At 70.8% G+C, this 12,313-nt stretch carries 12 protein-coding genes; 2 read left to right on the top strand and 10 right to left on the bottom strand.

Features of this window, described 5'->3' with window-relative positions; all coding sequences use genetic code 11:
- Positions 1-15 precede the first annotated feature (15 nt).
- Together pheS and B5F23_RS03455 are read right to left on the bottom strand one after the other, a co-directional pair.
- Complete coding sequence (gene pheS, locus B5F23_RS03450; protein WP_087351833.1) at positions 16-1,095, bottom strand: phenylalanine--tRNA ligase subunit alpha; 1,080 nt, start codon at positions 1,093-1,095, stop codon at positions 16-18.
- A 354-nt stretch (positions 1,096-1,449) separates the two neighbouring features.
- On the bottom strand, positions 1,450-2,766 hold the full coding sequence (locus tag B5F23_RS03455) for a lipase family protein (protein WP_158096109.1): 1,317 nt from the start codon (positions 2,764-2,766) through the stop codon (positions 1,450-1,452).
- A 268-nt stretch (positions 2,767-3,034) separates the two neighbouring features.
- Here B5F23_RS03455 and B5F23_RS03460 point away from each other — a divergent pair, with 268 nt between their 5' ends.
- The gene (locus tag B5F23_RS03460; RefSeq protein WP_087351836.1) at positions 3,035-3,970 is read left to right on the top strand and encodes a 1-phosphofructokinase family hexose kinase; all 936 of its coding nucleotides are present in this window, start codon (positions 3,035-3,037) and stop codon (positions 3,968-3,970) included.
- A gap of 330 nt (positions 3,971-4,300) precedes the next feature.
- Here B5F23_RS03460 and B5F23_RS03465 read toward each other — a convergent pair whose 3' ends face one another.
- The 7 genes from B5F23_RS03465 to B5F23_RS03495 all read right to left on the bottom strand — a co-directional run bounded on the left by B5F23_RS03465 (position 4,301) and on the right by B5F23_RS03495 (position 10,272).
- Entirely contained in the window at positions 4,301-5,224 is a 924-nt protein-coding gene (locus B5F23_RS03465; RefSeq protein WP_087351838.1) for a sensor histidine kinase, read from the bottom strand.
- A gap of 1 nt (position 5,225) precedes the next feature.
- Entirely contained in the window at positions 5,226-5,990 is a 765-nt protein-coding gene (locus tag B5F23_RS03470) for a hypothetical protein (RefSeq protein WP_087351839.1), read from the bottom strand.
- Between the two features lie 13 nt (positions 5,991-6,003).
- Complete coding sequence (locus B5F23_RS03475) at positions 6,004-6,759, bottom strand: hypothetical protein (protein ID WP_087351841.1); 756 nt, start codon at positions 6,757-6,759, stop codon at positions 6,004-6,006.
- Positions 6,756-7,766, bottom strand: coding sequence for an ATP-binding cassette domain-containing protein (locus B5F23_RS03480; protein WP_087351842.1), 1,011 nt, complete (start codon positions 7,764-7,766; stop codon positions 6,756-6,758). The genes B5F23_RS03475 and B5F23_RS03480 overlap by 4 nt, the downstream gene beginning before the upstream one ends.
- Positions 7,767-7,889: 123 nt before the next feature.
- Positions 7,890-8,627, bottom strand: a complete 738-nt coding sequence (locus B5F23_RS03485; RefSeq protein WP_241145785.1) for a response regulator transcription factor — start codon at positions 8,625-8,627, stop codon at positions 7,890-7,892.
- 17 nt (positions 8,628-8,644) lie between these two features.
- Positions 8,645-9,460 (bottom strand): HAD family hydrolase, encoded by an 816-nt coding sequence (locus B5F23_RS03490; RefSeq protein WP_087351845.1) that lies wholly within the window; start codon positions 9,458-9,460, stop codon positions 8,645-8,647.
- Positions 9,461-9,504: 44 nt separating this feature from the next.
- Positions 9,505-10,272, bottom strand: coding sequence for a DeoR/GlpR family DNA-binding transcription regulator (locus B5F23_RS03495; RefSeq protein ID WP_087351847.1), 768 nt, complete (start codon positions 10,270-10,272; stop codon positions 9,505-9,507).
- Positions 10,273-10,762: 490 nt separating this feature from the next.
- Here B5F23_RS03495 and B5F23_RS03500 point away from each other — a divergent pair, with 490 nt between their 5' ends.
- A complete protein-coding gene (locus B5F23_RS03500) occupies positions 10,763-11,614 on the top strand; it encodes a class II fructose-bisphosphate aldolase (protein WP_087351849.1) in 852 nt (283 codons plus the stop codon).
- A gap of 144 nt (positions 11,615-11,758) precedes the next feature.
- Here B5F23_RS03500 and B5F23_RS03505 read toward each other — a convergent pair whose 3' ends face one another.
- Entirely contained in the window at positions 11,759-12,217 is a 459-nt protein-coding gene (locus B5F23_RS03505; RefSeq protein ID WP_087351851.1) for a PTS sugar transporter subunit IIA, read from the bottom strand.
- Positions 12,218-12,313: the final 96 nt, after the last annotated feature.

A 12,313-nucleotide genomic window follows, 5' to 3' on the forward strand; every position in this document is an offset into this window, starting at 1 on the left:
CGTTGGTCCGCCGGTCTAGAACTGCGAGAGGAAGCGCATGTCGCCGGTCATGAGCATGCGGAGGTCGGGCAGGTCGTAGCGCAGGCACGCGATGCGCTCGACGCCCATGCCAAAGGCGAAGCCGGTGTACTTCTCGGAGTCGATGCCGCAGTTGTCCAGGACGTTGGGGTCGACCATGCCGGCGCCGAGGATCTCGAGCCAGCCGGTGCCCTTGCAGAAGCGGCAGCCCTTGCCGCCGCAGACGCCGCAGGAGACGTCGACCTCGCAGCTGGGCTCGGTGAACGGGAAGAAGTGCGGGCGGTAGCGCGTGGCGCGGTCCTCGCCGAAGACCTGGCGCAGGAAGTAGTCCATCGTGCCCTTGAAGTCGCCGAAGGTGATGCCCTCGTCCACGACGAGGCCCTCGATCTGCGTGAACTGGGGCAGGTGGTTGGCGTCGGCCGTGTCCGGGCGGAAGACCGTGCCCGGGCAGATCATGTAGATGGGCGGCTTGCTCCGCTCCATGACGTGCACCTGGACGCCGGAGGTCTGGGTGCGCAGCAGGATGTCGGACTCGCCCTGGACGTTGGTCTCCTCGGCGTGCGACACGGTGCCCGGCGCGTTGTCCACCACGTAGAAGGTGTCCTTGGCCGAGCGGCTGGGGTGGTCCTCCGGGGCGTTGAGGGCGGTGAAGTTGTACCAGGTCGTCTCGATGTAGGGGCCGTCCTCGACGGTGTAGCCCAGGCCGCAGAAGATGTCCTCCACCTCCTCGCGGATCTGGGAGATGAGGTGCTGCGTGCCGGGCGTGAGGCGGCGTCCCGGCAGCGTGACGTCGCAGGCGTCGGCGGCCATCTTGCGCTCCATGAGCTCGGCGGCGAGGGTCTCCCTGCGGGCCTTGAGCGCGGCGTCAACGTTGGCGCGCACGGTGTTGGCGAGCTGGCCCATGGCCGGGCGCTCCTCGGGCGCGAGCTTGCCCATCGAGCGCATGATGGCCGTGAGCTGGCCCTTCTTGCCAAGGACGCTCACGCGCAGCGCCTCGAGCTCCTCCATGCTCTGTGCTGCGGCCACGCCCTCGGCCACCTGCGCCTCAATCGCCTTGAGGTCGTCGGACATCGACATGCGAATTCCCCTTTCCAAACAAAAACCGTCCCCGGGCGCCAGTTGCCCAAGGACGGAGTGATCCGCGGTACCACCTCGGTTGACGCGTGGGTTTTCTCTCCCGCGCGCCCGCTCTTCTCGCCCCGTTCCGTGGGGCCGACGGCTTCCCTACTGGGCTGGCGAGAAGAACCTCGCGCCGTTCAGGTCGCGGCTGGTGGAGTGAACTCCGGGCCTCTGCCTTGGAGGGGGCTCTCAGCCGGTGACCCCCATCTCTTGTCCGCTGGCAACGCGACGCCCGAACCTCTCCGTCATCGCCTGTTGGGACATGGTAGCACACGCAACGGCGCAGGGCGAGAAGAACGCGCGGCCCGAGCCCTACTCGAAGCGCAGGTCGGCGGCATCCGTGGCGTCGAGCCAGGCGATGTAGGTGTTGGGGTAGTGGCTCGCGAGCAGGCGCCCGAGGTCAAGCCCCATGAGCTCGCCCGCCAGGTCCACGAGCCCGAGCGGCGAGACGAGCTCGTCGAAGCTGGAGACGCGCGCCCCGAGCGAGGCGGCAAACTCGTCCGCCACGGCGCGGTCGTCCGGGCTCGCCGGGCACTCGGCGCCCATCGTGGCCAGGTAGGACGCGCGCATGACGTCCTCGCGCTCGGCAAACGACGCGTCGCCCTCGCCGGGCAGCCACACGTCGCGCCCGTAGCGCTCGTAGCCCCAGGACTCGAGCGGCAGGCGCGTGACCAGGTCGGACGGATTCAGCACGTTGAAGATGTTGTCGTAGGTGGCGCTGCGCGCGTCGTCCGCGGAGGTGCAGTTGGGCGTCGCGAAGGTGTAGGCGCGAACGTCCTCGGCCGTGGCGAGCGCGTGGCTGCCGCCCGCCACGTCATCCGCGTAGCTGGCGAGCAGGTTTGCGACCGCGCCCCCGCGGCTGTGCCCGCAGAACAGGTAGCTGCGCTCCACGCTCGGGTCGAGCTCGGCGGCGCGCTTCTCGAGGTCGGCCACGATCTCGCTCGCCGCGAGGGTGAAGCCGAGGTGGTCCTCCTCGTCCCCCTCACCCGCCACGCCCGTGGCGCCCTCGATCTTTGCGTTGGAGATCCACTCGGAGCCGTAGCTCCCGCGGACAACGACGACCGTGAGCAGCCTCTCCGCGCCCGTAGCCGGGTCGGTGACGCGCTTGGTCGCCAGCGTGTAGGCGACCACGTCGGTGCCGTCCACCACGCCGAGCACCTCGTCGAGCACCTCGCTGCGATAGCGGTAGGACGCCGTGCACACCTCGTCAAAGCCAAGCTGCGCGAAGGCGTGCTCGGCGTAGGCCGGGGAGGTGGACCCCTGCTGGTAGTAGGCGCTCTCGGCGTTTGCCACGGCAGAGAGCACCGCGCATGTGTGCGCGAGGTCCTGGTTGTAGGAGCCGGCGTCCTGGAAGAACCACGCGTCGTCCCAGGAGACCTCCGAGGTGACCTGGTGCCCCCCTGCGGAGAAGAGTGCCCCGTACTCGATCGTGGTGACAAACGATCCCGTGCGGCGTTCGGCGGCAACGGTCGGCGCCGTGACGGCGTTGGCCCCCGTGACGCGCTCGAGCCGGCGGGCGTGCAGCACGGCGGCCCCGGCGAGCGTGGCGCTGTCGGCCAGCGCGACGGCAACGAGCAGGGCGAGAAGCACCCCGCGCCTGCGACCCTTTCTACGGAGCCTGCCCCGCATGACCACCTCCTCTCCGCTTTTCATCATGATACCGGGCGGGACGCGCCTCCCGGCGCTCGGTGCCGAACGTGACAAAACCCTTAGGGTGGGCGGCGCACGGACGTCCCGGTGCGCACCTCGGGACCGCAAAACGCGCCAAACGCAAGCAAGCGAAAGGCTGCCGCAGGGCGAGTCGCGGGCCCACGCGACCGGGCGGCGCGCACGGGCGGGCTATGATTGCAGTGAGGAGGGGTCGCGCCCGCGCCCCGCGCGAACAAAGGAGACTCGCATGATCGCCACCGTCACGCTCAACGCTTCAATCGACAAGGCCTACCAGCTGGCGTGCCCGCTCGTGGACGGCACCGTCATGCGCGTCGAGACCTGCATCGACAACGCGGGCGGCAAGGGCATGAACGCGGCCCGCGCGGTGGCCACCTGCGGCGAGGACGTGCTGGCCACGGGCTTTGTGGGCGGCAACAACGGCCGGCTGCTCTGCGAGCTTCTGGACGCCGACGGCATCGCGCACGACTTTGTCCACGTGGCGGCCGAGACCCGCTGCTGCGTGAACGTGCTCGAGCCCGACGGGCGCTCCACCGAGTTCCTGGAGCCGGGCCGCCCCGTGAGCGAGGCCGAGGTGGCCGCCATGCGCGAGAAGATCGCCGAGGTAGCGGCGCGCGCGGACGTGGTGACCTTCAACGGAAGCGCCCCGGCGGGCGCCGGCGAGGACATCTACCGCGTGCTCGTGGACGTCGTGCGCGCGGCGGGCAAGCCGGCGATCCTGGACACCTCGGGCAAGCTCCTCGTGGAGAGCCTCGCGGCGCGCCCGACGATGATCAAGCCCAACACCGACGAGATCTGCGCGATCCTTGGCAAGAAGCCCGAGTCCATCGACGAGATCGTTGCCGCCGCGCGCGAGGTGCACGAGAGCCGCGGCGTCGAGAAGGTTGTGGTGTCGCTCGGCGGAGACGGCTCCGTGATGGCCTGCTCCGAGGGCGTCTTCCGCGGTCGTGCGCCCAAGATCGACGTGGTAAACCCGGTTGGCTCCGGAGACACGATGGTCGGCGCCTTCGCCGTGGCAATCGCGCGCGGCATGGGCGTGGAGGACCAGCTCGCCTACGCCATGAGCTGCGCCTCCGCCAACTGCCTCACGGCCTCGACCGGCCACTTCGACATGGCCGTGGCCGAGGAGCTGCGCTCCGGCACGAGCGTGGAGCGCGTGGCGTAGCGCGCGGCGAGAGGGCCGTACGGCAAGAATGCCGTGCGATTGGGTGGCAAGCTTGATGTGCCCACGCGCCCAAGACCGCACCAACCGCCCGGCGAGAAGAACGACCTGCCCAAACGTTCTTCTCGCCGGGCGAATCTGTGCCGGAGGGGGCAAGGGCGCCCCCGGGACATCAAGGATGCCACCCAACGGGAGTGGGTTCCTGACAAAACGACGCTTCCCGGCAACCCGAGGGGACCAAAACGCCCAATCGGGCCGCTTTTGTGGCAGCGAGATGGACGGGACGGGCCCCGGCGCCATGCGGGACTCGCGCCGGGCGACGCGGCACGCGGGCTACGACGCCGCGCGAGCCTCCGACGCCGGCCGCAGCTCAAGACGCGCCGAGAAGCGCGGCGGCTCGCGCGTGACATCAACGGAAAAGCTCGCCCCCATCGCCTCGGCGAGCGCGCCCACGACGGCCAGGCCCAGCCCCGAGCCCTGCCCGGTGCGCGAGGGATCGCCCTGGTAGAAGCGGTCGGTCAGGCGCGCGGGGTCGAGCGCGGCCGCGACGTCGGCGCCCACGGGGTTCTCCACCGCGAGCGTCGCGCCGTCCACGCGCACCGTCGGGGCGCCCGATCCGTGCGCGAGGGCGTTGTCCAGTAGGTTTGCCACCACGCGGTCGAGCGCGTCCGGCGCGGCGAGCGCGGGCTCGGCGTCGGCGAGAAGCACCTCGGGCTCCCAGCCGCGCGCGGCGAACTCCTCGTAGCGCGCCGCCAGCGCGTCGGCCACCGCCAGCTGCAGGTCGCAGGGCACGAGCTCGGGCGCCCAGGACGGGTCCGCCGCGCGGGCGTAGGCAAAGAGGTCGTCCACGAGCACCCGCAAGGCGGCGAGGCGCTCCTCGGCCCCGTCCAGGCAGTGGGCCGCGCGGGCGGCGTCCGGGGTGCGCCGCGCGAGCTGCAGGTAGCCCTGCGCGCCGGCGAGCGGCGTACGCAGGTCGTGACTGAGCGCGGAGAGCTGCTCGCGGAAGCGCTCGTCGTCCGCGCGACGGGCAAGCTCGCGGTCGCGCGCGGCGTCGAGCGTGCGGTCGATCGCCGCGGCGAGCGCGGCGACCTCCCGGTCGGCCGACTCCAGGCGCGCACGGGCGATCGGGGCGGCCTCGTGGTCCTCGAGCATCGCGGTGAGCCGGGCGAGGTCGCGCGTGCGGGCGCGCCCGCGGGCAACGAGCCACGCGAGCGCGCCCAGGGAGGCGAGAAGCGCTATGGCGAGCAGCGCCGTCACGTCACACCGTCCTTCTCGCCAGCAGAAGGCGCGTCAGGCCGAAGAGGGCCGCGAGCCACACGAGCGGGGTCACAAAGGCCGGCACCAGCTCGAGCGGCATGAGGCGGGCCTCCGGCGCAAAGGAGACGCCCGTCGTGAGGCCCTCGGTGGACACGAGCGCGCCCACGACGTCGAGGAGCCGGGCCTGCTGGAGCGTGATTTCGCCGTCGGGGACCAGGGCGACGATCGCCATGTGGAAGAGCACGTAGAGCACCGCGAGCAGGGCGACCGTGGCAAGCGCGCTCGGGCTCCTCACGAGCGCGCCCACGAAGAACGCGAGCTCGCAGGCAACGAGCACCGTGAGGATGCCGGCCGCCAGGCGCAGCGGCTCGTGCATCTGCGGCGACGCCAGGATGCGCGACGCCCCCGGCACGAGCGCCCCTCCGAGCAGGTCGAGCGCCGCCGTGGCAGCCACGAGCGCGAGCGCGACCACGGCGACCATCACAAAGCGCGAGGTGGCGTAGCGGGCGCGTCCACCCTCGGCCTCACAGGAGCTCCGCAGGGCGCGACCGCGTTGGTCGAAGGCGGCGATGCCGGCGGCGGAGAACACGTAGACGACGAGCGTGACCTTGTCGCGCAGGATGGAGTCCTGCAGGCCAAAGCTCACGCTGCCCTGCGCAACTCCCGCCAGGGTCCACGCCCAGCGCGCCACCACGAGCGCGAGCGCCACCCAGACGTAGGGGTTACGGACGAGCAGGTAGAACCCGGAGCGAAGCTGGTTCTTCATGATGACACCCCTCTCAGACGGCCCTTCTCGCCCAGAGGCGACAGGAGAGCGCGGAAGCGGCAACGAGATAGACGAGCGGCAGGGCGACGGAGCGCAGCGGGTCCACCACGGCAAAGCTCTCCACGAGCGGGTAGAGCAGCACGAAGCGCAGACCGTCGAGCAGCGCACTTCCCAGCTCCTGCGAGAAGAGCTGGGCGACCATGACGGGAAGCGTCTGGACGAGAAGCCCCAGGATGCCCGCGGAGACCGCAAGCGAGATGAGAAAGACCCCGCCCATGCCCCGCTCGCGCCTTGAGACCCAAGTGAGCAGCGTGGCGATCGTCGCATACGCCCAGGCGACGAGCACGCGCGCGCCAACGACGCCCACGAGCTCGCCGAGCGCGTCCGAATATGCCACGTACACGCCGGGAAAGACGAGCAGCACGGCAGAAAAGACCACCGCCCAGAGCATGAGCGCGACCGAGACCACGCCCGCCAGGACCGCGCGCGAGACAACGTAGCGTTGCCGGCCGCGCGGGGCGAGGCAGGCCGCGCGCAGGCCCCCGGACGCCAGGTCGTGCGCGACGAGCCCCACCATCGCGAAGCTCGCCCCAAAGTTGGCGGCGCCCACGGCACCCGAAAGCACGTACTCGAAGGTGACGGGGTCGACCCCCGGGATGAGGGTCGTCAGCGCGAACACGAGCGGCAGCAGCGCCGTAATGGCCACCGCACCCTTGGGGTACGCGTCGTGAAGCAGCAGGTAGAGCGCTGCGCGAAGCTGGTTTCTCATGCGGACCGCCCCCTCCCGGGAGCGCTCGCGTCGCCGGCCGCGCGCGAGGGCTCGCGCGCGTCGATGATGCGCACGAGCTCGGCCTCGAGGTCGGGGACGCTCACCGAGAGCTCGCTCACGGCAACTCCCGCGGACAGGAGCGCCTGGGACAGCACGCGGCGGTCCGGCTCGCCGCCGCCCGGCGCCGTCACGCGCAGCGCGCCGTCGGGAAGCACCCGCACCGTGAGACCGGGAAGCTCCTCGGCGAGCGCCGCCACCGCGCGCTCCGGCGCGTCCACCCGCAGCGTGAGGTAGGTGGCGCAGGCGTCGGCGAGCTCGCCCTCCGTGAGCTCGCGCACGAGGAAGCCTCCGCGCATGATGCCGTAGTGCGTGCAGACGCGCTCCAGATGCGAGAGCACGTGCGAGCTTATGACCACGGTGACGCCGCGCTCGCGGTTGAGCCGGGCGAGAAGGTCGCGCAGGGCCGCCGCGCCCGTGGGGTCGATGCCGTTCAGCGGCTCGTCGAGCAGCAGGATCTCCGGGTCGCCGAGAAGGGCGAGGGCCACGCCGAGTCGCTGGCGCTGGCCGGTGGAGAGGTCGTCGACGTAGGTGCCGCGCGGCCAGAGGACGCGCCGGCGGCCGTCGCCGGCGTCACGGGCACCGAGCCCCACGAGCTCGAGCACCTCTCGGCACGCCGCCCTGGGGTCGGGCAGGCCAAGGATAAGCGCACGGTTCATGAGGTTCTCGAAGGCGTCGAGGCGCCCGTAGACGGCCGGGGCCTCCACGAGCACGCCGAGGCGCGGGTCGGACTCGCCGGGGCGCAGCTGGCGCCCGCCCACGCAGACGGTCCCGCGGTCCTGCGGCGTGAGCCCGGACACGAGCTTGAGCAGGGTGGACTTGCCCGCGCCGTTCTTGCCCACGAGGCCGTAGACGGAGCCTGCAGGCACGTGCATGTCCGCGTCCAACACGGCCCGCACGCCGCGGAACGACTTGGAAAGACCACTCGTCTCTATGGCGTTGCTGCTCATGGGACCTCCCCTCGCCGTCTTTGTCTCAAGCGTACGCGGGGAGTTTCGAGAAAGGCTTCAGAAAGGTACAAGACTTTGACAAGAACGAGCCCGCGCCTGGGTCCTTCTCGCCCGTGCCCGCCCCTACGCCTGCGCGCGGAGCTTGAAGCCGATGCCCCAGACGGTCTGGACGTAGTCGTCCGTGCCGGACTCACGCAGCTTGGCACGCAGGTTGCTCACGTGCGTGGAGATGGTCCGCTCGTCGGCGAGCGCCTCCTCGTGGCGCACGAGCTCGAAGAGGGCCTGCTTGGTGAAGACGCGGCTCGGCTCGCGCATCAGCGCGGCGAGGATGTCGAACTCGGTGCGCGTGAGGCGCACGGGCGCGCCGTCCACGGTAAAGGTGCGCGCCGCAGGGTCGAGCTCCCAGCGGCCAAAGCGCAGGGCGGCCGGGGCTGCGGGCGTCTCGCGGCCGCGCAGCTGGACCTCCACGCGGGCGAGAAGCTCCTCGAGGTCGAAGGGCTTGACCAGGTAGTCGCTCGCCCCCAGGCGGAGCACGCCCACGCGGTCGGCAAGCGCTCCCTTTGCCGAGGTCACGATCACCGGCGCGTCAACGCCCGCCGCGCGCAGGCGCCCGATGAGCTCCTCGCCCGGGACGCCCGGCAGCATGAGGTCGAGGATCACGAGGTCGAACGGCTGGCCCTTCTCGGCCGCGCGCTCCGAGAGCAGCAGCGCCTCCGTGCCGGAGAAGGCTGGCGCGCACGCGTACCCCTCGTCCCCGAGGAAGGTGCGGACCACCTCGGAGAGCGCGGCGTCGTCCTCGACCACGAGGACGCGCGGGGCGATGCTGTGGGCGTGAGGTTCCATGCAGACAGTGTAGCCCACGGGGCCCGGCGCGCGCCTTAGCGCTCGAACGGCCAGTCGCCCGCGGCGAGCGCCTCGATCGCGGCCGCGACCGCGTCGTCCTCGCATGCGCCGATGTGCCAGCGCGCCGCGGCAGCCGCCTCGGGAAGCGCCCCCGCAACGGCGACGGGGTGCCCCGCCTGCGCGAAGAGCGCCAGGTCGTTGCCCGCGTCGCCAAAGACGACCGTCTCCTCCCGCGTGACGCCGAGGTGGTCCTGCAGCCACGCGAGCGCGGCGCCCTTGTTCCAGCCAGCGGGCATCACGTTGGAGAAGCCCGCCTGTGGCACGTCGAAGTCCAGCCCGTCCACCTCGGCGTTGAGGCGCGCGACGAGCTCGCGGGTCTCCTCGAGCGTGCCGTTGACAAAGACGTTGGCCTTGGGCACGGGGGCGTCGGGCAGCCCCGGCGCGTCGAGGCACTCGCGCGCGTAGCGGGGGAAGGCCTCGGCCAGGTCGTCGCGCGAGCCCAGGGCCAGCAGGGGCGCGTCGCCCTCGAAGTAGAGCAGGCCCGCGCGGGGCTCGTCGCGCAGCACCTCGGCCGCGCGGCGCAGCGGCCCCGGCTCGATGGAGCGCGCCATCACCTGCCTGCCGCCGTGGTAGACCTGCAGGCCGTTGGCGGCGATCGCCGTGGCGCAGCACGCCTCGTCACCGCCAAAGAAGGCGGGAACCCACGAGTAGAAGCGCCCCGACGCCGGACCCACCACGATCCCGGCGTCCAGCGCCGCGTGGAAGGCCGAGCGCGTCCGGGCGGAGACCTCGTGGCGCCCCCAGGGCAGGATGGTTCCGTCGATGTCCGTGAGAATGAGCCTGACCGCCATGTTCTTCTCCCCCGTCCGTCGCCACGTCCGCGCCAGCGTCCGCATCAGTATATGACGCGACAGCCCAGCTCCGCGGCGTCGGCGGCCACGAGGTCCCCGGGGTCCGCGTCCATGATCACCGCCTCGGCGCTGGCCAGCGTGCCAAACCACAGGAGCCCCGGCGCGCTCACCTTGCTGGCGTCCATGAGCACGAAGGTGCGCTCGGCGCAGGCGAGAAACGCGCGCTTGAGCTCGGCCATGTCCTGGTTGTTGGTCATGAGGCCGCGCCCGGGAACGTAGGAGGTCGGCGTCACGAAGGCCTTGTCGGGGTGGAGCATCTCGAGCGTGCGCAGCGCGAGCGGGCCCGCCGTGTAGCGGTGGCCCTTGCGCAGGCTGCCGCCGAGCGTGATGACGTCGAGCGACGGGGCGGAGCGGTCCACGTAGTCCGCGATCGTGAAGTCGTCCGTGACCACCGTGACGCCCGCACGGCCGGAGATGGCCCGCACGAGCTCGAGCGCCGTGGTTCCGGAGTCCACGAGCACCGAGTCCCCGTCCTCCACGAAGGGCGCCGCGAGCCGCGCGATCGAGCGCTTTGCCTCCGCGTTCACGTTGATGCGCCGCTCCTGCACGGAGACGGTGAGCGTTTTGGAGAGCGAGACCGCGCCGCCGTGCGTGCGCCGCAGCTTGCCGTCACGCGCCAGGGCGTCAAGGTCCGCGCGCACCGTCACGCGACTGACGCCGAACGCCTCGGCGATCTGCGTGACCTGCACGGACGTCGCGCGGTCGAGCATGGAGAGGATCGCGGCGCGGCGCTCCTCGGGAGACGTTGGCATGTCGGGCGCTCCGTTCCCTCGCCGGCGGCGACGCTGCGCGAGGTTCTTCTCGCCGGCGAGATGTGGTGGAATTGTGTTTCCTTTCCTTTCCTTTAAAGCAAAATATCACATGTTCTTTTCTTTCCTTTTGGCAAATTCGGCGAGAAGGACGCCCGCTCCGCGGTCGTGCTTAACAATCTGGGGTTATGGCACGCCGGACCCCAAACGTGCTTAGGAATCCGGGGTTGTGGCAGGGCCGTCCGCACAAAACCCTCTCACCGGCCCGCACTTCTCGACAAAAGCCCAGTTGGCGAGAAGAACCTCCCGCCGCGCCCCCGCGCCTCTCTGCCACAACCCCCGATTCCTAAGCGCCGCCCAGCCCGCGGCGCCCAGGGCCCGCACTCCTGCCCTTGCTTTCGCTTCCGCGCGCCGCTCGCCGCTTGCACGCCCCGCACCGCCCCTCCCACCTCGTACAATGACGGTGTCGATAAGCCCAGCGAAGGGAGACAAGATGCTCGTCACCACCAAGGAGATGCTGCTCGACGCACAGGCCGGCCACTACGCCGTCGGCGCGTTCAACGTCGAGAGCCTCGAGTTCGTCATGGCCGTCGTGAAGGCCGCCGAGGAGCTGCGCTCCCCCGTCATCATGCAGACCACGCCGGGCACCGTGAAGTACGCCAACCTCGACTACTTCGCCGCCATGTGCAAGGTCGCCGCCGAGCAGGCCAGCGTGCCGGTGGCCATCCACCTCGACCACGGCGACGGCTTCGACCGCTGCGTCCAGGCCATGAAGGCCGGCTACACCTCCGTCATGATCGACGGCAGCCACGACACCTTCGAGGACAACATCGCGCTGACCGCCTCCGTGACCAAGGTCGCCGCGCCGCTCGGCATCCCCGTCGAGGCCGAGCTCGGCAAGGTCGGCGGCAAGGAGGACGACGGCCCGGCCGTGGAGGGCGAGAACCCCTACACCGACCCGGACGAGGCCCGCGAGTTCGTCGAGCGCACCGGCTGCACGTCGCTCGCCATCGGCGTGGGCACCGCGCACGGCGTCTACACCGAGACCCCGCACATCGAGCAGGACGTGGTCAAGGCCATCCGCTCCGTCGTGGACGTGCCGCTCGTGCTCCACGGCACCTCCGGCGTGCCCGACGACCAGGTCGCCGAGGCCGTCAAGAACGGCATCTGCAAGGTGAACTACGCCACGGAGCTCCGCCAGGCCTTCATGCGCGGCTTCATGGGCTTCATGGGCGAGAACCCGGGCACCTTTGACCCCAAGAAGGCCAACAAGCCCGGCATGGAGGAGATCACCAACCTCGTCAAGGTCCGCATGACCAACCTCGGCTCCGTCAACAAGGCGTAGCCCCCGGCGAGAGGATCGCGCGGCACGCGGCGGCGCCGCCGCACCCAAGGAGGAGGGTGCGGCGGCGCCTTTCTTACCCACAAACGCAGGCGGGGCCCGACGCGCACGGCGCCGGGCCCCGCCACAGATCCCTCTTCTGGTCGCCTACTCCTCGTCGAGGCCCTCGTTGATGAGGGTGGCGATCTTCTCGGCGTCCGCGGCGTCCTGGACGCTCGAGCGGAAGCCCTCGTTCATGAGCAGCACGGCGGTCTTGGAGAGCAGCTGCAGGTGCGTGGTGCCCGCCTCGGCGGCCGGCGTCAGGATGGAGATAGCGCAGGTGATCGGGGCGTCGTCCATCGAGGCCCACTCGACGCCCTCGGTGAACTTGACGACGATCATGCCGGCCTTGGTGATGGCGTCGCTCTTGGCGTGCGGAATCGCGAAGCCGCCCGTCATGCCCGTGGTGCCCTCGGCCTCACGTGCCTTGAAGGCCTCGTAGACGGCGTCGGCGTCGTTCGCGAGACCCAGCTCGACGGACTTGTCGGCAAGAAGGCGCAGGACGTCGTCGACCGAGGAGGCAGACTGGTCGAGAAGAACGTGGTTGGCGGGGACAAATTCGCTCATCGTGACTCCTAACCCGGCGACCCGGCGGCCCGGCGCCGTACCTCGCGAATGCACAACAATGGAAATAGTACCACCGCTTGGCCTGCCCGTGGTGGA

The organism is Olsenella sp. An188 (assembly GCF_002160255.1).
Taxonomy (GTDB): domain Bacteria; phylum Actinomycetota; class Coriobacteriia; order Coriobacteriales; family Atopobiaceae; genus Thermophilibacter; species Thermophilibacter avistercoris.

Coding starts and splice junctions, on each gene's coding strand:
- B5F23_RS03495 (WP_087351847.1), bottom strand. CDS start 10,272: ATGCCAACGTCTCCCGAGGAGCGCCGCGCCGCGATCCTCTCCATGCTC.
- B5F23_RS03460 (WP_087351836.1), top strand. CDS start 3,035: ATGATCGCCACCGTCACGCTCAACGCTTCAATCGACAAGGCCTACCAG.
- B5F23_RS03470 (WP_087351839.1), bottom strand. CDS start 5,990: ATGAAGAACCAGCTTCGCTCCGGGTTCTACCTGCTCGTCCGTAACCCC.
- B5F23_RS03480 (WP_087351842.1), bottom strand. CDS start 7,766: ATGAGCAGCAACGCCATAGAGACGAGTGGTCTTTCCAAGTCGTTCCGC.
- B5F23_RS03505 (WP_087351851.1), bottom strand. CDS start 12,217: ATGAGCGAATTTGTCCCCGCCAACCACGTTCTTCTCGACCAGTCTGCC.
- B5F23_RS03500 (WP_087351849.1), top strand. CDS start 10,763: ATGCTCGTCACCACCAAGGAGATGCTGCTCGACGCACAGGCCGGCCAC.
- B5F23_RS03475 (WP_087351841.1), bottom strand. CDS start 6,759: ATGAGAAACCAGCTTCGCGCAGCGCTCTACCTGCTGCTTCACGACGCG.
- B5F23_RS03490 (WP_087351845.1), bottom strand. CDS start 9,460: ATGGCGGTCAGGCTCATTCTCACGGACATCGACGGAACCATCCTGCCC.
- pheS (WP_087351833.1), bottom strand. CDS start 1,095: ATGTCGATGTCCGACGACCTCAAGGCGATTGAGGCGCAGGTGGCCGAG.
- B5F23_RS03455 (WP_158096109.1), bottom strand. CDS start 2,766: ATGCGGGGCAGGCTCCGTAGAAAGGGTCGCAGGCGCGGGGTGCTTCTC.